Source organism: Mycobacterium sp. SVM_VP21, from assembly GCA_024758765.1.
Lineage (GTDB): Bacteria > Actinomycetota > Actinomycetes > Mycobacteriales > Mycobacteriaceae > Mycobacterium > Mycobacterium heraklionense_C.
Genome location: CP101406.1, coordinates 3155037 through 3178108 on the forward strand (window position 1 = coordinate 3155037; position 23072 = coordinate 3178108).

Consider the following 23072-nt stretch of genomic DNA (forward strand, 5'->3'; position numbering starts at 1 on the left):
GTCAGCTCAGCTGTGCGGTGATCCGGATTTCAACTACCGCCCCCGGGATGGCCAGTTCGGAGATCCCGACGGCTGTCCACGCGGGATAGGGGGCGGACACGTAAGTGTCCTTGACCGCGATGAAATTCTCCATTTGAGCGGTGAGACCAACGTGGTAGGTGGTCATCTCCGTGACGTCGGCGAAGGTGAGCCCCACCTCGCCGAGCAGACCGCGCAGATTGTCGAACGCCAGGGTGATCTGCTCAGTGGGGTCCTCCGGCACCGACAGGTCAGGCCGGATGCCGATCATGCCCGAGCAGCGCAGCTGATCTCCGACGATGACGGCCGGCGCGTAGTGAAAGTTGGCGTAGATCGGCTTCATCCACTCGGGAATCACGACCTTCATGGTTGCTCCGTCCTAGGTGCCGTTGCGCACCAGCTGATCGGGGCAGTACAACTGGGCGGCGATCCCCACGAACTGGGTTCCGTGCTCGGTCGTCAGGCCGGGGTTACGGGCCTTGAGACCCTCCAAGACGTCCGGGCTCGGTTTGCCCTCGGCGATCAAACCGCACACCAGTTTCGCGGTGATGATGGCCTGGTCAGCGTTGTTGTAGGTGATGCCGGCCGCCCGCAAGGACACCAGGAAAGTGGTGTCGGTTTCGGACGGATCGGCCTGCGCCGGCGCCGCGAAGCAGACACAGCCGAGCGCGCCGAGCAGCGCCGCGCGGAATCTCACCAGCCCCTCCGTTGCGGTCGTGAACCCATCGGCTGATTCCTCCTAGCGACGTCGCGGCTGCGGTAGACGATGTACGGCCGAAACAGATACCCGATCGGCGCGCTAAATGCGTGCACCAGACGAGTGAACGGCCACAGCGCGAACAAAGTCAACGCAATCATGACGTGAACCTGGAAATACAGCGGCGCCTGCAGCATCAGATCGCCCCGCGGATCGAGCGTAAAGATCGACCGGAACCAGACCGAGACCGTCTGCCGGTAGTCATGCGCCTCGCCGTACGCGGTGGTGCCCATCAGGGTGCAGCTCATCCCGACCACCAGCGCGCACACCAGCACCGCATACATCAGCTTGTCGCTGACACTGGTGGCCTTGAACACCGAGCGCTCGGTCCGACGCCGGTAGATCAGCAGTCCGACCCCGATCAGGGTGGCGATGCCGGCGGGCAGGCCCAGGATCAGCGCCTGTAGGTGATAGAGCCGATCGCTCATGCCCAGCGCTTCGGTCCACGACTCCGGGACGAAGAGCCCCATGATGTGCCCCGCGATCACCACGAAGCTGCCGAAGTGGAACATCGGGCTGCCGATCCGCAGCAGCTTGGACTCATATAGCTGCGACGAGCGGGTGGTCCACCCGAACTTGTCGTACTTGTATCGCCACCAGGTGGCGACGCCCGCGACGGCCAGCACGAAGTACGGCACGATGTCCCACCACAGCTCCGCGGGGCTGATCAGGGTGACGTCGGTCATCGGGTCGGCACCGTCGGCATCCCGAGCGAAACGGCTGCCGTGAAAGGTTGAAGCCCAACGGCTTCCGCCGGCGGCCCGGATGCCATCAGCTGACTCACGTCCTGCACCTCCTGATCGGTTGCCGCCGGGAGCGTCTCGCAGACTGCGCCCACGGCGAAGGCATACGGCGACCCCGCCTCGCTCAACGCACGGTGCAGGACATCGATCGGCGTGCGGTGCGCCAGCAGCAGCCGACGTCCGGCCTGCGGGTCCACCGTCGCGGCGAACTCCAGAACCACCGGCAGGTGGTCGGGGGCCTCGCCCACCGGCGGCTCGGCGCCGGCCTCGCGGTAGGCGGTGGCGAAGGCCAGCATCTGCATCCCACGGTTGCGGGTGTCACCACCGGTCCAGTAGGTCAGAAACATCGTCGAGCGCCGCCGCATGTCGAAGGTTTCGACGTAGTCGACGGCGGCGGTCATCTGGTCAGCTGCGCGCAGCGCGGCGACCGTGCGCCGCAACAGATTCGCCGCCGGCGCGTCGGCGTGGGCGAGCAGTGCCTCGACGGTGTCGAGCCGCTGGGGCAGTTGCTCGTCGGGGTAGGACAGCAGCAGCGACGCCGCCTGCCACACCGCCCGGTCGGCGGGCCCACCGGGCGGGCGTCGCAGGGAGTGAATGAATCGCTTCACTGATGCTCCGGGAACATCTCCGGCACGGCCCGCTCGCCGCCACCCCAGTTGAGCAGGTTGGTCCGGCCCCGCGGCCGCTGCGCGTGCCCGTTCTCGACCAGATGGAACGACGTCTTCGCGACGTCATCCGCGCCCACAAAAGGATCCTCCTCATACCCCTGCGGTCCGCCGGTGATCGAGCAACCCAGGTGTTCGAGGTCGTGTGCCTGCTGGCTGTAGGCGGTGGGAATCACATAACGCTCTTCGTATTTCGCGATCGCGAGCAGGCGGTACATGTTGTACATCTGTTCCTCGGTCATACCGACCGAGGCGGGTATGTGCGGCTGGGTCTCGCGGCCCAGGCTGATGTCGCGCATGTAGGAGCGCATCGCCGCCAGCCGACGCAACACATCCTCGATCACGCCGGTGTCGCCGGCGGTGAACAGCTCGGCGAGATAGGCCATCGGGATACGCAGCGCGGAAAGCGCCCCGAATAGGTTGCCCAGGTCTTCGCCGTCGTGCCCGTCCCGGCTGACGGCATCGACCACCGGAGACAGCGGCGGGATGTACCAGACCATCGGCATGGTCCGGTACTCCGGATGCAGCGGCAACGCCACCTTGTAGGTGTTGATCAGCGCGTAGATCGGCGAACGCTGCGCGGCCTCAATCCAAGCATCCGAGATCCCCTCGGCGCGTGCGCCCGCGATCACCTGCGGGTCGGTCGGGTCCAGGAACACCCCGCACTGCGCCTCGTACAAGTCGGTGTCATTGTCGATCGAAGCCGCCTCAAGCACCTTGTCGGCGTCGTAGAGCACCAGGCCGATGTAGCGCAGCCGGCCCACGCAGGTCTCCGAGCACACCGTTGGCAAGCCGACTTCGATACGCGGGTAACAGAAATGGCATTTCTCGGCCTTGCCGGTCTTGTGGTTGAAGTACACCTTCTTGTACGGACATCCCGACACGCACAGCCGCCAACCACGACAGCGGTCCTGGTCGACCAGCACGATGCCGTCTTCTTCACGCTTGTAGATGGCCCCGGTCGGGCACGACGCCACGCACGACGGATTCAGGCAGTGCTCACAGATCCGCGGCAGGTAGAACATGAAGGTCTCTTCGAACTCGCTTTTGACCTGGTCACTGACCTTCGCCAGGATCGGGTCGTTGACCAGGGTCTCCGGTGCCCCAGCGAGATTGTCGTCCCAGTTGGGCCCCCACTCGATCTTCATCGGTTCGCCGGTGATCGAACTCTTCGGCGCCGCAACCGGAATGGTGTCGCCCAGCGGCGCAGCGGTCAGGTTCTCGTAGTCGTAGGTCCACGGCTCGTAGTAGTCCTTCAAGCCAGGCAGGTTGGGGTTGGCGAAGATGTTCAGCAGCTTGTGCAGGCGCCCGCCGGCCAGCAGACGCAGCCGACCCTTCTTGTCCAGCGTCCAACCGCCCTTCCAGCGGCTCTGGTCTTCGTAGGTCCGCGGGTATCCGCCGCCGGGCCGGGTTTCGACATTGTTGAACCAGACGTACTCGGTGCCCTCGCGGTTGGTCCAGGCCTGCTTGCAGGTCACCGAGCAGGTATGGCACCCAATGCATTTGTCCAGGTTCATCACCATGGCCATCTGCGCCATTACTTTCATCGCTTCAGTACCTCACGTCCTGGCTGCGTCGCCGCACCACCGTCACCTCGTCGCGCTGGTTGCCGGTCGGCCCCAGGTAGTTGAATGCGAACGCGTGTTGGCCGTAGCCGCCGGCCAAGTGGCTGGGCTTGACCCGGATCCGGGTCAACGAGTTGTGCGTGCCGCCACGCTTGTTGTTGGTCTCGGCACGCGGCGTGTCAACGGTGCGTTCCTGGACGTGGTAGACGAACACCACCCCGTCCGGCATCCGCTGACTGACGATCGCGCGGCCGACGAAAATACCGTTGACGTTGACGGCTTCGATCCAATCGTTGTCTTTCACACCGATTTTCGCGGCATCTCCCGGGCTCATCCACATGGTGGGGCCACCGCGCGACAGCGACAGCATGTAGAGGTTGTCCTGGTAGGTGGAGTGGAACGACCACTTTGAGTGCGGGGTCAGGTACCGCACGGTGATTCCGATGCCGTCGCCGACCTCACCGAGTTCGGGGGCGTCGAACAGCCGCGCCATGTCCAGCGGCGGACGGTACACCGGCATGTGCTCGCCGAGCTCCTCGATCCAGTCGTGGGCGAGGTAGAAGTGCATCCGTCCGGTCAGCGTGTGGAACGGCTTGAGGCACTCGATGTTGATCGTGAACGGGGCGTAGCGCCGTCCCCCGGTCTCGCTGCCGGACCACTCCGGGCTGGTGATCACGGGCACCGGGCGAGCCTGAGTGTCGGCGTAGGTGATCCGCTTCTCCTCGCTGCCTTCCGACAGCTGCGCCAGCCGCCGTCCGGTGCGCTTCTCCAGTTCCCGGAAACCCTCCGTGGCGATCCGGCCGTTGGTGGTGCCCGACAACGCCAGCACGGTCTCGGCCATCCGCGTCGCGGTGGTCAGTGCGGGGCGACCGGCCCCGGCACCCGACGTCATCACCCCGAATCTGTCGGCCAGGTCCTCGACCTCTTCGTGCGGGAACACCGTCCAGCCCTTCGTGGTCAGCCCCAAGGAGTCCACCAGCGGGCCGAGAGACTGCCATTTGTCGTGGATCGCGGTGTAATCGCGCTGCACCACGGTCACTTTGGGCATCGTTCTGCCCGGAACCGGTGTCTCGCCGGTGCGCAGCCAATCGCGTTCGGTTCCATCGGGATAGGCCATGGCATCGGCGGTGTCGTGCTGCATCGCGGTGAGCACCACGTCATTGCGGACGCCGAGGTGTTTGCGGGCCAGCCGGCTGAACGTCCGGGCGATCGCGCCGAACGCGTCGTAGTCACTGCGGGTCTCCCAGGGCGGGTCGATCGCCGCACTGAACGAGTGCACATAGGGATGCATGTCGGTCGACGACAGGTCGGCCTTCTCGTACCAGGTGGCCGCCGGTAGCACGACGTCGGACATCAGTGTGGTCGAGGTCATCCGGAAGTCGATCGACATCAGCAGGTCGAGCTTGCCCTCGGGAATGTCGCGGTCCCAGCGCACATCGGCCGGCTTCGCCCCGCCGGCCGGGGGCTCGCCGATCACGCTGGCGTCGGTGCCCAGCAGGTGCTTGAGGAAGTACTCCCCGCCCTTGCCGGAAGCGCCGATGAGGTTGGCCCGCCAGACTGTGAGCACGCGCGGCCAGTTCACCGGGTTGTCCGGATCGGTGACCGACAGCTTCAGGTCACCGGCGGCGAGTTGCTCGGCGACGTACTCCCCCGCGTCCCGGCCGGCGGTGTCGGCCTCATCGGCAACATCCAGGCTGGAGCGGTCGAACTGCGGATAGAACGGACTCCAGCCCATCGCGGTGGCCGACGCCAGGATGTCCATGGTGTGGCGGCCGTCGAATCGGCCGCGCCCGAGCGGAGTGGTCAGCTTTTCCGCCCCGTAGGCGTCGTAGCGCCACTGGTCGGTGTGGGCATACCAGTAGGAGGTGCCCGGCACCTGACGCGGCGGCCGCGACCAGTCGTTGCCGGCGGCCATCGTCTGCCATCCGGTCAGCGGGCGCACCTTCTCCTGGCCGACGTAGTGCGCCCAGCCGCCGCCGTTGCGTCCCATCGAGCCGGTGAGCATCAGCAGCGCGAGCACCGCTCGGTAGGTGGCGTCGCCGTGGAACCACTGGCAGATTCCGCTGCCCATGATGATCATGGACCGGCCGCCGGATTCTTCTGCGTTGCGGGCGAATTCGCGTGCGATCCGAATCGCCTGCGAGGCCGCGACTCCGGTGATCGACTCCTGCCACGCCGGGGTGTTGACCTGCGTGTCGTCGTCGTAGCCGGTTGGCCATTCACCGGGCAGCCAAGGCCGGCGCACCGAGTAGTTGGCCAGCATCAGGTCGAACACCGTGCAGACCAGGTGCTCGCCGACCTGTCGCACCGGCACCCCGCGCTCGACGACGGTGCCGTGGCCGGTCACGGTGTCAAAGCCGGGCAGTGAGACCAGTGCGGCGGGCTGATCGCCGTTGAGGAACTTCGGGTTCTTGACGGTTAACGCCGGCCGCAGCTCGCCCAGGTCCAGGTTCCACTTGCCCATGCCGTCGTCGCCCCAGCGGAAGCCGAGCGACCCGTGCGGCACCACAACACTGTCGGTGGCCTCATCCAGCAGGGCGGGCTTGAACGCGGCGTTTTCGACATCCGCAAGATCCCCGCCCAGGTCGGCTGCGGTCAGGTTCTTCCCCGGCACCAGTCGGCCGTCGCGCTCCTCCAGCTTGATCAGGAACGGCAGGTCGGTGTAGCGGCGCACGTAGTCGGTGAAGAACGGCACTTCCTGCTTGACGTAGCACTCGGTGAGGATGACGTGGCCCATCGCCATTGCCAGTGCACCGTCGGTACCGGCGGCACACGGCATCCACTCGTCGGCGAACTTGGTGTTGTCGGCGTAGTCCGGGCTGACGGTGACCACCTTGGTGCCGCGGTAGCGCACCTCGGCCATCCAGTGCGCGTCGGGCGTGCGGGTGATCGGGACATTGGAGCCCCACATCATCAGGTAGGCCGCGTCCCACCAGTCCCCGGATTCCGGGACGTCGGTCTGGTCGCCGAAAACCTGGGGTGAGGCGACCGGCAGGTCGGCGTACCAGTCGTAGAAGGAGGTCATCACCCCGCCGAGCATCTGGATGAAGCGTGACCCGGCGGCGAACGACACCATCGACATCGCCGGAATCGGGGAGAACCCGGCGACCCGGTCCGGACCGTAGGTCTTGATGGTGTGCACGTGGGCGGCAGCGATCATCTCGGTGGCTTCGGCCCAGCTCACCCGGACCAACCCGCCCATGCCGCGGGCCTGCTGGTAGCGCCGGCGACGCTCGGGGTCGGCCTGGATGTCGGCCCAGGCCAGCACCGGGTCGCCCAGGCGCGCCTTGGCCTCCCGGAACATCTCCACCAGCACCCCGCGGGCGTAGGGATAGCGCACCCGGGTCGGTGAATAGGAGTACCAGGAGAACGAGGCGCCGCGCGGGCATCCGCGCGGCTCGTATTCGGGACGGTCCGGGCCCACCGAGGGGTAGTCGGTGGCCTGGTTCTCCCAGGTGATGATGCCGTCCTTGACGAAGATCTTCCAGGAACACGACCCGGTGCAGTTGACCCCGTGGGTGGATCGCACCACCTTGTCGTGGCTCCAGCGGTCCCGGTAGAAGATGTCGGCCTCACGCCCGCCCCGGCGAGTGACGGTGCGCAGGTCCGGGGAGATCTGGCCCGGGGTGAAGAACCGGCCACTGCGTTCCAGCAGTTCCTCGAGCGGGCCACCGATTCCGGTGGTTCGGCGAGTCTCGCCGGAGTCGGCCCCCGGGCCGGCGGAGTCGAGGGGAAGCCGGGACCTCCGTAGGAACCCGGTGGTGGGCGGTCGTGCTGCGCGTGTCATCTCGGGATTCTCCTTCGCGGGTCGCCGCGCTCCGACGGATTAGCTACAGGCCGGAGCCACCGCCGCACGCCATGTCAGGCCCGAAACACCAGCGTAGCGGGATATATCGCTCGACGAGCAAATCCGTCAGCAAGATTTAACAGAGCCTTTTCACCAGAGTGCCTCAGCCAGGTCCGGCAGCCAAGCTCGATCAGCAGGTACCCAGTCAACGTCGGCCAGTTGCACAGCCGTCACCCAACGGAGCGCTTGATGATCATGGGGATGGGGCTCGCCGTTCGTCAGGCTGACCAGGTAGGCACGCAAGGTCATGTCCGGGTTCAGCACCACGTCAGCGCCGAGGCGCTCCCCCACCGTGATGGCGTCGGCGTCCAGGCCCAGTTCTTCGCCGAGTTCGCGGGCCAACGCGGCCGATTCACTCTCACCGGCCATGACCTTGCCACCGGGCAGTTCCCAGCGACCGGCCAACTCCGGCGGGCGGCGCCGCTGCGCGATCAGCACCGTGCGCGCGCCCGCCGATTCGGCGAGGACGGCGCCGGCGACGACGATCTGGGGGGACACGCTCTAGGACGGTACGTGATCGGCATCGGATAACTATCGTCGTGCGAGGAGAAAGGATTTCCGTTGCGAATCGTCACCGTCGAAGAGCATTTTCATCATCCGGAGGCTGTCGCTCGGGTCTTGGAACTCGCAGGTCCGGGCCCCGTCGTCCCCGACGAGGGATTCGGAGCCTTCCTGGTGAACTTCATGCCAGACCGGGACTCGGCCGAGCGGTTGAGCGGAAACCGACTGGCGCACATGGACCGGGTCGGCATCGACGTGCAGGTCGTCTCGCACGGCGCCAACAGTCCCGGCACTCTCGATCATCCCGAGGCCGTGGAGCTGTGCAGGCGGGTCAACGACTCGCTCGCTGTGCAGATTGCGGAGCATCCCACTCGGTTCCGGGGGTTCGCGACCCTGCCGCTGCACAATCCCGTCGCGGCGGCCGATGAATTGAAGCGCTGCGTCAACGAACTGGGCTTCGTCGGAGCCCTCGTCGCCGGAACGTGCGGTGGGCGGTTCCTCGACGATGAACGTTTCGACGTAGTCCTCGCCGCGGCCGAGACAGTTGACCTGCCCATCTACGTCCACCCGGGTGTACCGGAAGACCCGGTATCGCGGGCCTACTACGCCGGGAAGTGGCCCGCCGCGCTGCATTTCCTGTTCTCCGGCCCGGCGTTCGGCTGGCACGCCGAGGCGGGTATCCACATTCTGCGGTTGATCTTGTCGGGTGCACTGGATCGCCATCCCAGCCTGAAGCTACTCAGCGGCCACTGGGGTGAGTTCGTAGCTGGGTGGCTCGACCGGCTCGACGAAGCGATCAGCTGGGCCGGCGGCCGCCTCGCCCGCCCGGTGAGTGCGTATTACCGCGAGCAGGTTTGGGCGACACCGTCCGGCATGTACAGCCAGAACCAGCTGAACTTCATCGTCGCCGAACTCGGTGCCGACCGGATCATCTACTCCGAAGACTTCCCGTACGTCGTCCGCGACAACGTGACGGAGTTCCTCGAGCAAGCCGACCTCACCGACGAGCAGCGAGATGCCATCGGTCACGGCAATGCCGAGAAGATCATGCCCGGCTTAGCCCAGGTCTAGCTCGACGAGTTTTTCCGCGGCTAGTCACAAATCGTCAGCACGCTTTGAATCGCCGGAGCCACCAGCGCGACCAATGTCTCGACGTCGGCGTCGGCCAGCACTGGGACGCCGACGATGCGCCGCCCGACGACGATGCCGACCAGCATTGCCGCTGCCAGTGCGACCCTGAGGTCGGCGGCAGCGTCGTTGTTTCCGGGTCGCGAGCTGATTCCCTCAAGGATGCGTGCCTGGATGAATTCGCGCAGCTGCGCCCCGGCTTGGTCGTTGACGATCGCGCCACGCAGCATCGCCATCAGCGGCTCCGAATCCTCCGCGGCACCCTCCCACACACCGAGATGGGCACGGACCACTCGTTCGCCGAGGCCTTCGTCCGGCCCGTCGAACGCGGTGCTCAACCGTGCCAACGCCTGCGGCGAGATCGACATGACAGCCCCAAACAGCTCGTTCTTGGACCCGAAGAACTGCATCACCAGCGACGCATCGACCCCGGCATCGGCGGCGATCCGCCTGATCGTCGTCGCGGCGAAACCGTCGCCGGCGAACCGGGACCGCGCCGCGTCGAGGATGGCTTGTCGCGTCCCACTCGGACCTGGCCGACGCCCGCGGCGCGGCCCGGACGCCGGCTTGCTGTTCACGGACCTGACGATACCGTCGACCCAGACCTATCTCAACGCATGTTGATTTTATGTCGGCCGGCTCCTACGATCGGGACATGGCTCAGGTGGAGAAGGTGTTCACGGCGTCTCACCCGTTGGAGCCGGGCGGCGACCGGTACGGGGTGCTCAGCGGGTTCGATCCCGGCACGCGGACGCTGCCGGCAGGTTTTCGACTGGCGCCGCCGTTTCGGGACTTGCCGGTCGACATCGTGCTCGACAAGGACGTACCGGTAACCCTGCGTGACGGCGTGACGATCTACGTCGATGTGCTGCGGCCGGTAGGCACCGAGAAGGTTCCGGTCATCGTGGCGTGGAGCCCGTACGGCAAGGCTGAGGGCAGCGCACCGGCCGCGATGGGGGTGTTCGGGCTGGTCGGTCTGGACAACGCGATCGTGTCGGGTCTGCACAAGTTCGAGGGACCCGACCCGGCGTACTGGTGCGCCCACGGATACGCGATCTGCAATCCGGATGTTCGCGGCGTGTCCGACTCGGAGGGCGACAGCGTCTTGTGGGACCGCCAGGAGGGTCAGGATTGCCATGATCTGATCGAGTGGCTGGCCGCACAAGAATGGTGCACCGGCAAAGTCGCCATGAGCGGCACCTCCTATCTCGCGGTCGCGCAGTGGTTCACCGCCGCCGAACAACCGCCGCACCTGAACGCGATCAACCCGTGGGAGGGAGTCAGCGACGTCTACCGCGATCTCGTGATGCACGGCGGTATGCCCGACACCGGTTTCGCCAGACAGCTCCAGGACAACAGCTTCTGGGGCAAGAACCGCAAGGAGGACATCCTCACCGAGGCGGCCCGATACCCCTTGGTGAACGAGCTGTGGCAGAACAAGATCCCGCGCTTCGACCGGATCACCGTGCCGGCCTACATCGTGGCCAGCTACTCCAACACGCTGCACACGGCAGGCACCTTCCGGGCCTGGCGGCGGATCGGGTCCAAGGACAAGTGGCTGCGTATCCACAACAGCCAGGAGTGGCCCGACTACTACGACGAGACCAACCGGGAGGATCTGCGCCGGTTCTTCGATCACTTTCTCAAGGGTGAGGACAACGGCTGGGAGCAGACTCCGCGGGTCCGGTATGCCGTTCTCGATCTGGAAGGCGGGGACCAGGTCGATGTGCCCGCCGACCGGTTTCCGCCACCGGAGGTGACCTACACCAAGTACTACCTCGACGCCCGCTCCCGAACGCTGGGCACGGAGGCGCCCGCGGAGGCGGCGACGGCGGCCTACGACACGCACGCCACGGCGAATTTGGTCTCTTTCATCGTCGCCTTCGACGAGGAGACCACGATGGTCGGCTACCCCACGGCGCGGCTGTGGGTCGAGACCCAGGGCGCCGACGACATGGACCTGTTCGTCGTCGTCCAGAAACTGAATGCGCAGGGCACGCCGCTGCAGGCGTTCACCGTGCCCAACCAGAGCGCGATGGTTCACGATGTCACCGAGCGGGGAGCGTCGATTCTGCGGTACAAAGGCTCCAGCGGCCGGCTGCGCGTCTCGATGCGGCACCTGGACGAGACACTGTCGACCGACGAAGTCCCCGAGCACAGCTTCGACCGGGTCGAGAAGCTGGCCCCCGGCGAGGTCGTCGACGTCGAAATCGACCTGCTGCCCATCGGTTTGGTGTTCCACCCCGGCGAGCAGCTTCGACTTGTCATCAGCGCACGGGACCCGTTCGGCACCTGGATGCCGGGATTGCGCGAATACGTCCCGCGCAACAGCGGACAACACATCATCCATACCGGGGGTGCCCGGGCCTCGTATCTGCAACTGCCGATCAAGTCGGCGACAGCGCATTCATGACGGGCGGTGGTTGACGACGGCCTGCACCGGGTATAAACCCCCAATTATGGCTCTACTCACCGATGATCAGATCGACGCCGCGCTGACCTCCCTCGACGGTTGGGAGCGGGCCGACGGGGCGCTGCGGCGTTCGGTCAAGTTCGGCTCGTTTCTGGCCGGGATCGACGCGGTGCGGCGGGTGGCCGAACGTGCCGAAGCGGCGGATCACCATCCCGATATCGACATCCGTTGGCGCACGGTGACGTTCGCTCTGGTGACGCACTCCGAAGGCGGGATCACCGACAAGGATGTGGCGATGGCGGGCGAGATCAACCGGATTCTGGCGACCTGACCCGGGTGGTCGCCATCCAGGCCAAAGTCAGCACCGCGCCGACTATGTAGACCAGCCCGGCCCAGGCCAGGTACCAGGGCCGGCCGTCCTGCCAGATAGTCGGCTGGAAGAAGCTCAGCAGCCACGGCACCCCGATGAGGGAGAGTGCCAGCCAGCCCCAGCCCAGCACCCGGGCGCCGCGGCGATCCGAGCAGGGCCCGTAGAACAGCCAGATCATCAGCGGCAGCAGCCACACCCAGTGATGGGTCCAGGAGATCGGTGACGCCAGCAGACCGAACAGCTCGACCACCAGCAGCGATCCCAGCGGGTCGGGCCCGGCGGGGCCGCTGTTCAGCGCCCGCCAGGCCAGCACCGCCAGGACGGCGGTGACAGCGATCGCGATCAGCACCGGTGCGCTGTAGCCGGCGTCGTGTCCCAGGATGCGGGAGATCCCGCCCCGCCAGGACTGGTTGAACGACGTTCCGATTGGGCCGACCCGATGGGCGTCACCGAGGAGTTCGGTGAAGTAACGGCGGGCCTGATCGCCGGTGACCCAGACCGACACGGCGATGGTTCCGGCGAAGACGACGGCCGAGAACACCGCGGCGGCCCAGCGCCGCGCCCCGGCCAGATAGACCCCGGCGATCGCCGGGGTCAGCTTCACTCCGGCGGCCAGCCCGATCAACAGCCCCGACACCCACCACCGCCGGCTGTGGACCGCATACAGCACCGCCAGCACCAGGATCACGTTGATCTGGCCGTAGTCGAAGGTGCTGCGCAACGGCTCGGTCCAGATCCCGGCCGCCGTCCACAGCATGGCGACCCGGCGGTTCAGCGAGGCTCGACGAAGGAGAGCCGAAGCTGGAACCGCCGCATCAGCCGAGCGGTTCAGCGAGGCTCGACGAAGGAGAGGCGAAGCTGGGACCGCCGCATCAATCCGGCGTCCGGCGGTGGCCGATCCGCCGAGGAGGCGCTGGCACAGCCGCACCACGCCATACAGCGCGGCCATCGTGCCGATCTGCCAGCCGAACGCGACCAGCCCGAACGGCAGGAAATGCAGCGGGTAGAACACCACCGCCGCGAACGGCGGGTAGGTGAACGGCAGCGGGAAGTCCGGGGTCTGGTCGGCGTAGACGTAGTCATACAGCGCGCCGGGCTGGGCCAGCGCGGCCGCACCGCTGATGTAGACGTGCAGGTCGACGAAGTTGGCGCCGTGCGGGGTGAGGTAGGTCCAGGCCAGTCGCGCCGCGATGCTGATCGTCAGCAGCACTGGAGCCCACGCAGTCAGGCGATTCGTCAGCGAACGCGCAGGCTGGGTGTCGAGGGTGGTGTCTACCGGCACGACTCTAGCGAACGGCCGCCAGATCACCGTCGCGGTTCGGGTCCGTAACGGTTCCATAAATGACACACGTGTCACTTGAGCCTCACCAGCAACAGGCTAGCTTCAGTTTTCAGCAAGCCATTGCCGACGATTGGGGAAGTCATGTCGCGCCTCCGGACGCTGATCACCAGCACACCTGCCACCGCCGCCAAAGCGGCCGTCGCAGCCGGATCATCGGCCGTGCTGGTCCTCGGCGCCGTCGGCGGGGTGGCCACGGCCGACCCGGCCATGCCGGCACTGCCGCTGCCGACCGCGGGATTTCCTGGACTGCCCGCCATTGAGCAGTTGAGCCCGGTGATCCAGCAGGCCGCTGCCGACCCCGCCGGGGCGACCTCGCTGCTGATGGCCGCGGCCGCCGCATTCACCGGAAACTCCAACACGCCCGCTAGCTCGCGGCAGGTGGCCGACTCGGTGGCGCAGTTCGTGCAGTCGCCGCCCGAGGCCCTGCCGAGCAATCACGTACCGACGGCCGGCTCGGAACCCGGAATGGTGGCCCACCTGCCCAGCGGCATCGACCCGGCCAAGTCGGTGGGCCCGGCGCCGCAGGCCGACATCAACGCACCCGAAGCCCTGCCCGCGCCCGCCGAAGCCCTGCCCGACGCGGCCCCGGCAGCTCCCGAAGCCGCCTCGACCGTCGCGGCACCCGACGCGGCGACGGCGGCCACCCCCGGCTTCGGCCCGGACGCCCCACCGACCCAGGACTTCATGTACCCGTCCATCGGCCAGAACTGCCAGGCCGACGGCGGCACCGTCATCGCTACCGCGCTCTCGGTGGCCGGCCCGGCCACGATTCCGACCCCCGGCCCCAAGCCCGGCCAGACCGCCTACGTGTTCACCGCGATGGGGACGCCGGGCCCGGCCGAGACGCAGAAGCTACCGCTGAACGTCACGTGGGTGAACCTGACCACCGGTAAGTCCGGCAGCGCCACCCTGCAGCCGCGCACCGACATCAACCCCGAGGGGCCGACGACGCTGACCGCGATCGTCGACACCGGCTCGGGCAGCGTCATGTCGACCATCTTCGGCCAGGTCAGCACCAAGGACCACCAGTGCAACTTCCTGCCCACCATCGGCTCGACAGTGGTGCCCTGACGGCCATGACCGTCCCCCGCACCTCGGCACCGTGGACGCTCTTGATCGGCTTGGCTGCGATTTTGCTCCTGGCGATCACCGGTTGCGCGGGGGGACGGCCGCCAGCGGAACGCTCGTCGTACGCCGGCGCCGCGGACTCCGCGCCCGCGCCGATGAGCCCGCCAACTCAGCCGCTGCAAAAGGACCTGCAGCGAGACATCGTGACTACCGGCAGCCTCAATATCGCGGTGACCGACGTCGGCGTATCGGTCGACCGACTCATGGACCTGACCACCCGGCTCGACGGCCGCGTCGATGACCGCACCGAAAGCACGGCACCGGGTCAGTCCCGCACCGCCGAGCTGACCGTGCGCATCCCGTCACCAAAGGTCGATGAATTCCTCGACGACGCAAAGCAACTGGGGGATGTCTCGTCGATCGCGTTGCGGCACGACGACGTCACCGGACAGCGTGTCGACCTCGATGCGCGGGTCGCCGCGTTGCAGGCGTCGGTGGACCGATTGACCGCGCTGATGAAGTCCGCCTCCACCACAACCGATCTGCTGCAGGCCGAGAAGGAGCTGGCGTCGCGGCAGGCCGACCTGGACAGCCTGCGGGCCCAACGCACCCAGCTCGGCGACCAAATCAGCTACGCGACGCTCACCGTTTCACTGGCCTCCGAGTTCGAGTCGACCTCCCCCGGATTCGTCGCGTCGGTTCGCCACGGCTGGCACGCCCTGCTGTCGTTCACCCACGGCCTGATCTCGATCACGGGTTTCCTACTGCCCTGGCTGCCGGTGATCGTGGTGATCGCGGGCGTCGTCGTGGTCCTGCGCCGCAGGACCCGACGGCGGCGTCAGTAGGCCATGAACAAGATGGCGTCGCGGTCGTACTCCATACCGGGGTGCACATCGGCGAGGTGCTTCTGCACCACCACGACCAATTCGTCCTCGTCTTTGCCCGTCATCGCCTCGCCACACGGACAGTTCAGGTGAGTTTTCACGTCGCCGCCTTTCCCTTACTCTCTCGGGCCTGCTTCGCAGCCAGTTTCTGGGCTTTCTTCGTGGACCGCACCTGCTGCAGCGACGACGCGTCCACGACGTCGGCGATCGACAGGTGTGTTCCGGCCTCACCGTATGCCCCGGCAGCCTCCCGCCATCCCGACGGGGTCACGCCGTATTGCTTGCCGAGCAGAGCCAGAAAGATCCGGGCCTTCTGCTCGCCGTAGCCGGGCAGTGCCTTGAGGCGCTTCAACACCTCGGCGCCATCGGGCTCACCGACCGACCACAATGCGGTCGTGTCGCCGCCGTACTGATCGACCACCGCCTTGGCCAGGGCTTGGACACGGCCCGCCATCGAACCCGGAAACCGGTGCACCGCAGGCTTTTCAGCGAACAGCGCAGCGAATTCGTCCGGATCGCGCGCGGCAATATCGTGCGGGTCCAGACCGCCCATCCGGTCAGCGAGCTTCTTCGGGCCGGCGAACGCGACTTCCATTGGAATCTGCTGATCGAGCAACATACCGACCAGCAGCGCGAACGGATCTCCCGAGAGAAGCTCGTCAGCCTCGGGGTCTTGAACGAGGCAGAGTTTGGGAGTCACCAGCCACCTCTCGATAGAGCGCACCACTTAGGCGAGCGAGCCATGTCGACACTCAACTCTAGGTTGCCGACGGCGATCATCAAGTTCTTGACGGCGACCGCGGGAGCCACACTGCGTGGTTGCGCCGCCCCGTCGCAGGCATCCCCCGAACAGACCGGCAGGTGGCTCCTGCCTTCGATATGGGGTGTCGTCTGCTCGCGGACGCTCGACGACTTCACACCGTGGAGCGGTGGTGTGCCGGCCAGGGCTGGATCACGTGTTCCAGCCCTGCCGAACCGAGTACGGGCCGTACTCGTGAACGCCGACACTTTCTCTAGTCGACGGCGGGCCTTAGGTTGAGTTCACTTCGGAAAGAGTTCGCGCTGCCGTACCACCCAAGATTCGGCCCTTATCGCTGCGCAGTACCCAACGAAAACGATCACCCAATTTGGCGCTTGAATCGTCAATAATTGGCACTTTGACTTGTTTCATTCTTCTAAAGAAACCAAATGAGACGGCGATCGGAGTTATATCTTCAACTCGCTCTAATTCTCCATCCGGGGTCACAACAAAAAGTGCCAGGGTGGCCCCACCGTACATATCCAACCACCCTTTGTCAATCGTCTGAATCAACAGACTATATTCCATGCTAGAAATAGTTTCGGAGTCTGGGGATTTAATTTCTTGGACACTTACCTGCGGCGCTATTAATCCTTGCCATAGCTCTCGGATACGGTCCCTAATAGGCAGCCTCTTTGTCGAAACGGGCCCCCCTTTTGCAGGCAAGAGGAGTGCCCGCCGTTGCGGATGTGTCTTAGATCCCACCGCAATATATGCCTTTAACTTAAGTGGCGTGTCTGAAAGAAGATTAGGCAGTCTACGCCGAAATTCTATGTGATCAAAGTACCAAATCCCAGATCCACCATTTGCCGCAAGCGAAACTGGAACCGGCGATCCCATACTCAACCGATTTGCAGTGCCCGAGTTATTCGCATCTGCGAGAATCACGTTCGTCACTTGGGCTGGCACGCCACCATCGTTCAATGCCTCTACGGCAATAACCTCTTGATCTTTTCCATTAATAGTCACCGCGGTCGTCTCGCTTGTAATTGTCAGGGAGTACTTTCCTCGCTGATAGGCAACGTAGAACGCGGCGACCGATGTAACCAACGAAAGTGCGGAGCAAGTAATCGCCAACCAAGGAGAAGGTGTCATAGCCTCGATCATGCCTAAAGGAGGCGGGCTTTGTGCGAGATTCCTCGGTTCAGACTCCCAATTAGCCTCCGGCCTTGCGTATCGCGGGCAGCACCTCCAAGGCGATGCGTATCGCGGGCAGCACCTCCAAGGCGATCCGCTTCTTGAACCGCTTCGCTTCGGGCTTGCGGCTTCGCAGGATCAGCGAATACAGGCCAGGCTCGGTGACCGTCTTGACCTGCTGAGCCCCTCCAGGGGCCTTCAAATCGAAGACCCTTTGCTCGTTCGTTGTCTAGATCCCTTGCTAGGTGCTGCGCCCCTACCCCAAGCACGTCGCGCACAACCTTGGCAACGAATCACGGCTCAACGTCATAGTGGGTCAACGTCCGTATCGGCAATTCCCCCAGCGAGTCCGACAACGATGCAGGCCGGGATAACGACCGAGATGAAGGTAGTCAAGATCCACAGAGCCGGGTGCGGATCAATAACCACGCTGTCTGGAAGGCGCATGACAATCGCGGCAAAAGCTGGCCCCAATATCGCGTATACGACAATAGCGTAGGATGCACTCGTTACTAGTTTCAAGTTGTTCTTGTCTCCTGAATTATATTTGTGCGACCACCTAAAGGACATGATACCTGCAATCGCTGTAAGTGCAGCAGCACCGCCGCTTACGCAATAGATGATCACCCAATTCGGCTTATCAAATATCGACTCGTAAAAATCGAATGACGTGAACAACAAAAGCAAAGGCGCCCCCAGCAGCACACCAAGTCCTGACAATATCGCGAGACCTTGCAGGTAAGGCGCCCTGCTGTCGTGGGCGACCAGGAGATACCCCAGCCCCACTATCAGCGCTGCCGCGCCAGTTGCCAGCATCCCACTCGCGGCCATCCCCTCCATCCAAACACCGTGACAGAGAAAACTGACAACCCTAGAGTCGGCATTTTCCGGTATTGAAATACCACTAACTCGACTGAATAGGTAACTATCGAAGCCGAGAACGAGAAAGCTGGCCAAGAACAGGGCGATCACCGGAGAGTGCTTCCTCGGCTCTGAGAATAAATAAACAGCACCCGTAAAAAGGAAGCCCGCAAGTATGCCAGCGAAAGCTGAATTGGACCCTGCCGATGCTACTACGCTCCATCCATTTGACCCGCATGCATTCATGCAGGCATTCTTGCATGCGAGACGGCACCTCCTTGCCTTCGCGTGCGGACATTCGCCAGAGCCAAGCCTGCAGCGAATAACTCTGCTCCGTTCATCACCGGTCAGTCGTTGCCGATTGGCCAGGTGGTGGCTCGGTGCAGCCATGTAGTCGTACGGTTAGCTGTTGAAATAGGACAATCCGGATTCATAGCCCTGCCTGACGGATCAAACCCGCGATTGCTCCACCCCGGCCAACTAAATAGTTCCGTTGGTCGGTATCGGTGGAGTGTGCAACCGTGTAGCGACACCACGAGCAGACGTATCTCCAGGAGAAGGACCATGAGACGTGTAGCGGCAGCACTGATTGCAGCGGCGGTTTCCGCGGTTGCCCTGGCCGCCACAGCCAGCGCCGTACCAGAACAGGGCACCCCGGAATTCGACACCTACATGGAAGGCCTGGAACGCAACGGGTTCAACTTGAACCCCGACACTGCCTGGCGCCTGGCCCACCAGGCATGCGAAGGCGGACTTCCGGGCTATATCGGGTGGGAACTCGCCGCGCAGGGGGTCGTCGGGCCTGGCGCGAACCAGCGGGCGATGGACGTGGCACGCAAGTACGCCTGCCCGGTGCAGTAGCTACCCGCTCTTGCGGCGGAATTCCCGGCGGCTCTCCAACGGCCCGTGCGAGCGTGATTGCTTGGCACCGCCGTCCTTGTGGTCGGAGCCACCCGCCGACTTCGCCTTCTTACGCTCCAGCGCCTCCCGGAACTTGCGCTTGTTCTCGTCTGCGGCGGACTCTGATTCGGGCATACCGGGAGCCTAGCCCAGCGCATGGTCTGGCGGTGGCAGATGTTCAGCGCACGCCCGGCGGCATGCCGTAGAGGTGCTGGATGGGCAGCGTCAACAGCACACGACGGTCGGTCACCATCGCCTGGCGGTACTCGTCCCAGTCCGGATGCTCCCCAGCGATGTTGCGGTACAACGCAATCAGAGACTCGACGGTGTCATCATCGGGCGCGGCGGCCGGCGGCGTCAGCTGGGCATCCCCCTCGGCGACGGCATAGGACCAGCCGTCGTCGGAATCGACCAGCAGCGACGCCCTGGGATCGCGGCGCAGATTGCGGGTCTTGGCTCGCGGCTCGGTGACCGACACCTGCACCACCAGCGACCGCGGATCGAAGTAGTACCGCACGTTCGACAGCTGCGGGCGCCCGTCTTTCTTGAGCGTGGCTAAGACGCCGAGCGAGTTCCCGCTGATCAAGGCAAGCAACTTGTCGTCGAATACCTGGCGTCCCATGATCGAAGCCTACCGACGCGTCGGGTTATTGCCATCGTTCTTCCACCGATTGGAGTCGTCTCATGACCCGGTATGCACTGTTTCTGCGCGGCGTGAACGTCGGCGGAGTCAACCTCAAGATGGCCGAGGTCGCCGCCACGCTGACCGCCGCCGGGTTCTCCGAGGTCCGCACGCTGCTGGCCAGCGGCAACGTGCTGCTGGACTCGCCCGCCGATGCCGCGAAGGTGCGCGCCGCCGCCGAGGCGGCGTTGCGGGAGCGCTTCGGCTATGAGGCCTGGGTGCTGGTCTACGACGTCGAGACGGTGCGCGACATCGTGGCGGCGTATCCCTTCGAACCCGAGGTCCCCGACGTGCACTCCTATGTCACGTTCGTCGCCGACCACGCGGCGCTGACCGAACTGTCGAAGCTCGCAGCCGATGCCGACGAGAAGATCACCCTCGGTGACGGGGTGATCTACTGGCAGATCCCCAAGGGCGACACCCTGACCAGCACCGTGGGCAAGACGATGGGCAACAAGCGGTACAAGTCCGCCACCACCACCCGCAACCTGCGCACTCTGAGCAAAATGCTGCGCTGAGCCGCGCACCGGTAAGGTCGCAGACGTGAGCCAGGCACAGAAAGTCACCCTGACCGGGGTCTCCGAAACCGCGTTGCTGACCTTGAACGCTCGGGCGAGAGAGGCCCGCCGTTCAGACGGGATCATCGACGACCCGATGGCGATCAGCCTGGCCGAGTCGATCGACTTCGACTTCGCGAAGTTCGGGCCGACACGTCAAGACATCGCACTGCGCGCCTTGGCCTTCGACGACCAGACCCGGCAGTTTCTGCACCAGCATCCGGCCGGCACCGTGGTGGCCCTGGCCGAGGGTTTGCAGACCAGCTTCTGGCGGGTGAGTGCGAGCGTTACCGACGCCGCGTTCCGCTGGCTCACCGTCGATCTCCCCCCGATCGTCGATATCCGTACCCGGCTGCTGCCGGCGTCGCCGCAGGTTTCGGTGTGCGCCCAATCCGCCTTGGACTACAGCTGGATGGACCAGGTTGATCCGGACAAGGGCGTGTTCATCAGCGCCGAGGGCCTGTTGATGTACCTGCAGCCCGAGCAGTCGCTGGGACTGATCGCCGAGTGTGCCCGCCGTTTCCCAGGCGGGCGGCTGCTCTTCGATGTACCGCCGCCGTTGATGGCGATGCTGATTCGCCGCGGGGTGTGGACCTCGCTGCGCTACAAGGCGCCGCCGATGCCGTTCAACCTGTCGGTGAGCGAGGCTGCCGATCTGGTGAACACCATGCCCGGCATCCGGGCCGTTCGCGATCTGCCGTTGCCGGCCGGGCGCGGGTGGCTGTTCAACACCCTGCTCTCGAGCGCCTATCGGCTGCGCTTCCTCGATCCGGTCCGTCCGTCACTGACCCTGCTCGAATTCGGCTAGGAGGCACCGCTTCCGGCGCTGCCGAAGGCCGCGTCGAGGTAGCGCAGCGCCTCGGCCTTGCTCACACCGACCGCATGGGCCGCGGCCGCGAAAGCGCTTGCCGCCCGGGTCATGGCCGCATCGGCCGGGTCGCTGCTTGCCACGAAGGTGCCGAATCGGCCCCGCGTCTCGACGACGCCGCCGGCCTCCAGCTCGCGGTAAGCGCGTGCGACGGTGTTGACCGCTAGGCCCAGCTGACTCGCCAATTCGCGCACCGTCGGCAGCCGGGTTCCCGCGGGCAGTGATCCGGCCCGGACCGCCTCGATCAGTGCGACTCTGATCTGTTCGAACAGCGGCACGTCGGAATGCACGTCGGCTTTCAGCAGGTCGGCGAAGTCCATTCGGCCAGTATCCCGCTATCTTGGTGGCGTGCGGGTGGTGGTGTTCAGTGGCGCAGGAATCTCAGCAGAGAGCGGGATACCCACCTTCCGCGATGACGAGAAGGGACTGTGGTCGCAATACGACCCCTACGAGGTGTCCAGCATCGATGGCTGGAATCGGCAGCCGGAACTGGTCTGGGGTTGGTATCTGTGGCGCTGCCAGCTGGCCCGCCGCTATGAGCCGAACCTGGGCCACACCGCGATCGCGGACTGGGAGCAGCACGCCGACGTCCAGGTCATCACCCAGAACGTCGACAATCTGCATGAGCGCGGCGGCAGTTCCACGGTCCACCATCTGCACGGCCAGATGTTTACGTTCCGCTGCTCGGACTGCGAACAACCGCACGACACGCAGCTACCGGAGCTGGCAGAACCCATACTCGAAATCATGCCGCCGCAGTGCGAATGCGGCGGCTTGATCCGCCCGGACGTGGTCTGGTTCGGTGAAAATCTGCCCGAGGGCCCGTGGAACGCAGCGGTCGAGGCTATCGACGCCGCCGATGCGGTGATCGTGGTCGGCACATCCGGGGTGGTCTATCCAGCGGCCAGTCTGCCCGAACGGGCGCTGGAGCTGGGCAAGACCGTCATCCAGGTGAATCCGGAACCGACGCCGCTCTCGGAGCGGGCCACGGTTTTTCTGCAAACTACTGCGTCGGCGGCACTGCCGGGAATGGCACAACGGTTGCCGTTCCTGCTGGCCTGACTCCGACTCAGGCCGGGCGGCTCGCCGAGCCCAGCGCGAATTCCGACACCGGCACCGGGGCCCAGGCCGGGAATTGGTGCCCTCGCCGCGATCTACCGACGACGAAGCCTGCAGCGCTGATCATCTGCTCGGTCTCGCGGTGGGTGTGGCAGTTGCCGAACAGTCGGGGCCAAAACGTGGCGTCGGCCAGCCGTTGCAGCCCGCCGCGCATCCCGGCGCTGGCGACATGCTCGAAGTAACGCAGCTCGCCGCCGGGCTTCAGCAATGCGAACAGCTGACGCAAAACCTCTTCGGGACGGTCCACCGAACACAAGACCAGCGAGCAGACGATCGCGTCGAAGGGCTCGCCGGCGCCCAGGGCTTCCACGGTGCTCGCCACCACGGTGATCGGCACCGGAGCCGACGCCGCGGCGGATACGGCGGTGTCCCGCAGCCGTGACTCAGGTTCGGCGGCCACCACCTCGGTCACCGAGTCCGGGTAGAAGCCGAAGTTGCTCCCGGTGCCGGCTCCGACCTCCAGCACACGTCCGGACAATCCCTCCAGGTTCTCCCGGCGGCGGTCCCGCAACCAGTCGGTCTCGCGGCTGGACATGAAGGTCCAGATCCGAGCGAACAGCGGGTTGTCCAGGGTGTCCGGTGCGGTCATGGGAGCCACCCTAGCTTGGCGGAGCGGGATCGCAGGCACGTCCCGAGCGCCGGCCCCGCAAACGCTACCCGCCGGTAGTATTGCCACCATTTCCCGAAACGTGACTCAATGATTCCTTAATAGTGACCAATAAGCTCAGGGTCATGTGGATCGACGACTCAAGTGCCGACGTCATCAAGGTTGACTTCGAGGCCCTGTACCACGGCGATTTCCTCGTCGAGGGCGACACCTCGGAGCAGTTCGACGGCCTGCATTCGCT

27 protein-coding genes are annotated in these 23072 nt (G+C 65.2%); 9 read left to right on the forward strand and 18 right to left on the reverse strand.

The window, feature by feature from the left end; translation table 11 throughout:
- Nucleotide 1: 1 nt before the first annotated feature.
- The 7 genes from NM962_14525 to NM962_14555 form a co-directional block, all read right to left on the reverse strand.
- On the reverse strand, nucleotides 2-385 hold the full coding sequence (locus NM962_14525) for a RidA family protein (protein UVO11198.1): 384 nt from the start codon (nucleotides 383-385) through the stop codon (nucleotides 2-4).
- A 12-nt stretch (nucleotides 386-397) separates the two neighbouring features.
- Nucleotides 398-715, reverse strand: coding sequence for a DUF732 domain-containing protein (locus NM962_14530; GenBank protein ID UVO11199.1), 318 nt, complete (start codon nucleotides 713-715; stop codon nucleotides 398-400).
- Complete coding sequence (narI, locus tag NM962_14535; protein ID UVO11200.1) at nucleotides 712-1461, reverse strand: respiratory nitrate reductase subunit gamma; 750 nt, start codon at nucleotides 1459-1461, stop codon at nucleotides 712-714. The genes NM962_14530 and narI overlap by 4 nt, the downstream gene beginning before the upstream one ends.
- The gene (gene narJ / locus NM962_14540) at nucleotides 1458-2126 is read right to left on the reverse strand and encodes a nitrate reductase molybdenum cofactor assembly chaperone (GenBank protein ID UVO11201.1); all 669 of its coding nucleotides are present in this window, start codon (nucleotides 2124-2126) and stop codon (nucleotides 1458-1460) included. The genes narI and narJ overlap by 4 nt, the downstream gene beginning before the upstream one ends.
- Entirely contained in the window at nucleotides 2123-3730 is a 1608-nt protein-coding gene (narH, locus tag NM962_14545; GenBank protein ID UVO11202.1) for a nitrate reductase subunit beta, read from the reverse strand. The genes narJ and narH overlap by 4 nt, the downstream gene beginning before the upstream one ends.
- 4 nt (nucleotides 3731-3734) lie before the next feature.
- The gene (locus NM962_14550; GenBank protein ID UVO11203.1) at nucleotides 3735-7535 is read right to left on the reverse strand and encodes a nitrate reductase subunit alpha; all 3801 of its coding nucleotides are present in this window, start codon (nucleotides 7533-7535) and stop codon (nucleotides 3735-3737) included.
- A 150-nt stretch (nucleotides 7536-7685) separates the two neighbouring features.
- Nucleotides 7686-8093 (reverse strand): (deoxy)nucleoside triphosphate pyrophosphohydrolase, encoded by a 408-nt coding sequence (locus NM962_14555; protein UVO11204.1) that lies wholly within the window; start codon nucleotides 8091-8093, stop codon nucleotides 7686-7688.
- A 63-nt stretch (nucleotides 8094-8156) separates the two neighbouring features.
- Here NM962_14555 and NM962_14560 point away from each other — a divergent pair, with 63 nt between their 5' ends.
- Entirely contained in the window at nucleotides 8157-9167 is a 1011-nt protein-coding gene (locus NM962_14560) for an amidohydrolase family protein (GenBank protein UVO11205.1), read from the forward strand.
- A gap of 20 nt (nucleotides 9168-9187) precedes the next feature.
- On the opposite strand, the gene NM962_14565 is transcribed toward NM962_14560, so the two are convergent.
- Nucleotides 9188-9802: a TetR family transcriptional regulator gene (locus NM962_14565; protein UVO11206.1), complete on the reverse strand. Its 615-nt coding sequence runs from the start codon at nucleotides 9800-9802 to the stop codon at nucleotides 9188-9190.
- 77 nt (nucleotides 9803-9879) lie between these two features.
- On the opposite strand from NM962_14565, the gene NM962_14570 reads away from it, so the two are divergent.
- Together NM962_14570 and NM962_14575 are read left to right on the forward strand one after the other, a co-directional pair.
- Nucleotides 9880-11637 carry a CocE/NonD family hydrolase gene (locus NM962_14570; protein UVO11207.1) on the forward strand — a complete coding sequence of 586 codons (1758 nt, stop codon included), beginning with the start codon at nucleotides 9880-9882 and terminating at the stop codon, nucleotides 11635-11637.
- A 46-nt stretch (nucleotides 11638-11683) separates the two neighbouring features.
- Nucleotides 11684-11968, forward strand: coding sequence for a 4a-hydroxytetrahydrobiopterin dehydratase (locus tag NM962_14575; protein ID UVO11208.1), 285 nt, complete (start codon nucleotides 11684-11686; stop codon nucleotides 11966-11968).
- Here the strand turns inward: NM962_14575 and NM962_14580 are convergent.
- Complete coding sequence (locus tag NM962_14580) at nucleotides 11946-13247, reverse strand: mannosyltransferase (protein UVO14746.1); 1302 nt, start codon at nucleotides 13245-13247, stop codon at nucleotides 11946-11948. The two genes, NM962_14575 and NM962_14580, sit on opposite strands and share 23 nt — an antisense overlap.
- A gap of 183 nt (nucleotides 13248-13430) precedes the next feature.
- On the opposite strand from NM962_14580, the gene NM962_14585 reads away from it, so the two are divergent.
- A complete protein-coding gene (locus NM962_14585) occupies nucleotides 13431-14420 on the forward strand; it encodes a hypothetical protein (protein UVO11209.1) in 990 nt (329 codons plus the stop codon).
- A gap of 5 nt (nucleotides 14421-14425) precedes the next feature.
- A complete protein-coding gene (locus NM962_14590; GenBank protein ID UVO11210.1) occupies nucleotides 14426-15262 on the forward strand; it encodes a DUF4349 domain-containing protein in 837 nt (278 codons plus the stop codon).
- Here the strand turns inward: NM962_14590 and NM962_14595 are convergent.
- From NM962_14595 to NM962_14615, 5 genes are all read right to left on the reverse strand, one after another.
- Nucleotides 15256-15402, reverse strand: coding sequence for a DUF1059 domain-containing protein (locus tag NM962_14595; GenBank protein ID UVO11211.1), 147 nt, complete (start codon nucleotides 15400-15402; stop codon nucleotides 15256-15258). The genes NM962_14590 and NM962_14595 overlap by 7 nt on opposite strands.
- Nucleotides 15399-16001: a Fe-S cluster assembly protein HesB gene (locus tag NM962_14600; GenBank protein ID UVO11212.1), complete on the reverse strand. Its 603-nt coding sequence runs from the start codon at nucleotides 15999-16001 to the stop codon at nucleotides 15399-15401. The genes NM962_14595 and NM962_14600 overlap by 4 nt, the downstream gene beginning before the upstream one ends.
- Nucleotides 16002-16331: 330 nt before the next feature.
- The gene (locus NM962_14605; GenBank protein UVO11213.1) at nucleotides 16332-17207 is read right to left on the reverse strand and encodes a hypothetical protein; all 876 of its coding nucleotides are present in this window, start codon (nucleotides 17205-17207) and stop codon (nucleotides 16332-16334) included.
- Between the two features lie 49 nt (nucleotides 17208-17256).
- Nucleotides 17257-17439, reverse strand: coding sequence for a Bro-N domain-containing protein (locus NM962_14610; GenBank protein UVO11214.1), 183 nt, complete (start codon nucleotides 17437-17439; stop codon nucleotides 17257-17259).
- A gap of 104 nt (nucleotides 17440-17543) precedes the next feature.
- On the reverse strand, nucleotides 17544-18209 hold the full coding sequence (locus tag NM962_14615; protein UVO11215.1) for a hypothetical protein: 666 nt from the start codon (nucleotides 18207-18209) through the stop codon (nucleotides 17544-17546).
- Between the two features lie 453 nt (nucleotides 18210-18662).
- Between NM962_14615 and NM962_14620 the strand changes: the two genes are divergently transcribed.
- Nucleotides 18663-18959: a DUF732 domain-containing protein gene (locus tag NM962_14620; GenBank protein ID UVO11216.1), complete on the forward strand. Its 297-nt coding sequence runs from the start codon at nucleotides 18663-18665 to the stop codon at nucleotides 18957-18959.
- On the opposite strand, the gene NM962_14625 is transcribed toward NM962_14620, so the two are convergent.
- Nucleotides 18960-19133 carry a DUF5302 domain-containing protein gene (locus NM962_14625; GenBank protein UVO11217.1) on the reverse strand — a complete coding sequence of 58 codons (174 nt, stop codon included), beginning with the start codon at nucleotides 19131-19133 and terminating at the stop codon, nucleotides 18960-18962.
- 43 nt (nucleotides 19134-19176) lie between these two features.
- On the reverse strand, nucleotides 19177-19620 hold the full coding sequence (locus tag NM962_14630; GenBank protein ID UVO11218.1) for a PPOX class F420-dependent oxidoreductase: 444 nt from the start codon (nucleotides 19618-19620) through the stop codon (nucleotides 19177-19179).
- A gap of 62 nt (nucleotides 19621-19682) precedes the next feature.
- Here NM962_14630 and NM962_14635 point away from each other — a divergent pair, with 62 nt between their 5' ends.
- Together NM962_14635 and NM962_14640 are read left to right on the forward strand one after the other, a co-directional pair.
- Nucleotides 19683-20198 (forward strand): DUF1697 domain-containing protein, encoded by a 516-nt coding sequence (locus NM962_14635; protein ID UVO11219.1) that lies wholly within the window; start codon nucleotides 19683-19685, stop codon nucleotides 20196-20198.
- A gap of 25 nt (nucleotides 20199-20223) precedes the next feature.
- Nucleotides 20224-21045, forward strand: a complete 822-nt coding sequence (locus NM962_14640; protein ID UVO11220.1) for a class I SAM-dependent methyltransferase — start codon at nucleotides 20224-20226, stop codon at nucleotides 21043-21045.
- Here the strand turns inward: NM962_14640 and NM962_14645 are convergent.
- Nucleotides 21042-21425, reverse strand: a complete 384-nt coding sequence (locus NM962_14645; protein UVO11221.1) for a GntR family transcriptional regulator — start codon at nucleotides 21423-21425, stop codon at nucleotides 21042-21044. The genes NM962_14640 and NM962_14645 overlap by 4 nt on opposite strands.
- A gap of 28 nt (nucleotides 21426-21453) precedes the next feature.
- Between NM962_14645 and NM962_14650 the strand changes: the two genes are divergently transcribed.
- Nucleotides 21454-22167, forward strand: a complete 714-nt coding sequence (locus NM962_14650) for an NAD-dependent deacylase (GenBank protein ID UVO11222.1) — start codon at nucleotides 21454-21456, stop codon at nucleotides 22165-22167.
- A 7-nt stretch (nucleotides 22168-22174) separates the two neighbouring features.
- Here NM962_14650 and NM962_14655 read toward each other — a convergent pair whose 3' ends face one another.
- Complete coding sequence (locus tag NM962_14655) at nucleotides 22175-22813, reverse strand: class I SAM-dependent methyltransferase (protein ID UVO11223.1); 639 nt, start codon at nucleotides 22811-22813, stop codon at nucleotides 22175-22177.
- Nucleotides 22814-23072 lie beyond the last annotated feature (259 nt).

What these genes read in the sequence shown, in the direction of transcription:
- NM962_14655 (UVO11223.1), bottom strand. Translation starts at nt 22,813, where the DNA reads ATGACCGCACCGGACACCCTGGACAACCCGCTGTTCGCTCGGATCTGG.
- NM962_14525 (UVO11198.1), bottom strand. Translation starts at nt 385, where the DNA reads ATGAAGGTCGTGATTCCCGAGTGGATGAAGCCGATCTACGCCAACTTT.
- NM962_14575 (UVO11208.1), top strand. Translation starts at nt 11,684, where the DNA reads ATGGCTCTACTCACCGATGATCAGATCGACGCCGCGCTGACCTCCCTC.
- NM962_14635 (UVO11219.1), top strand. Translation starts at nt 19,683, where the DNA reads ATGACCCGGTATGCACTGTTTCTGCGCGGCGTGAACGTCGGCGGAGTC.
- narH (UVO11202.1), bottom strand. Translation starts at nt 3,730, where the DNA reads ATGAAAGTAATGGCGCAGATGGCCATGGTGATGAACCTGGACAAATGC.
- narI (UVO11200.1), bottom strand. Translation starts at nt 1,461, where the DNA reads ATGACCGACGTCACCCTGATCAGCCCCGCGGAGCTGTGGTGGGACATC.
- NM962_14620 (UVO11216.1), top strand. Translation starts at nt 18,663, where the DNA reads ATGAGACGTGTAGCGGCAGCACTGATTGCAGCGGCGGTTTCCGCGGTT.
- NM962_14590 (UVO11210.1), top strand. Translation starts at nt 14,426, where the DNA reads ATGACCGTCCCCCGCACCTCGGCACCGTGGACGCTCTTGATCGGCTTG.
- NM962_14550 (UVO11203.1), bottom strand. Translation starts at nt 7,535, where the DNA reads ATGACACGCGCAGCACGACCGCCCACCACCGGGTTCCTACGGAGGTCC.
- NM962_14630 (UVO11218.1), bottom strand. Translation starts at nt 19,620, where the DNA reads ATGGGACGCCAGGTATTCGACGACAAGTTGCTTGCCTTGATCAGCGGG.
- NM962_14605 (UVO11213.1), bottom strand. Translation starts at nt 17,207, where the DNA reads ATGATCGAGGCTATGACACCTTCTCCTTGGTTGGCGATTACTTGCTCC.
- NM962_14645 (UVO11221.1), bottom strand. Translation starts at nt 21,425, where the DNA reads ATGGACTTCGCCGACCTGCTGAAAGCCGACGTGCATTCCGACGTGCCG.
- NM962_14570 (UVO11207.1), top strand. Translation starts at nt 9,880, where the DNA reads ATGGCTCAGGTGGAGAAGGTGTTCACGGCGTCTCACCCGTTGGAGCCG.
- NM962_14625 (UVO11217.1), bottom strand. Translation starts at nt 19,133, where the DNA reads ATGCCCGAATCAGAGTCCGCCGCAGACGAGAACAAGCGCAAGTTCCGG.
- NM962_14585 (UVO11209.1), top strand. Translation starts at nt 13,431, where the DNA reads ATGTCGCGCCTCCGGACGCTGATCACCAGCACACCTGCCACCGCCGCC.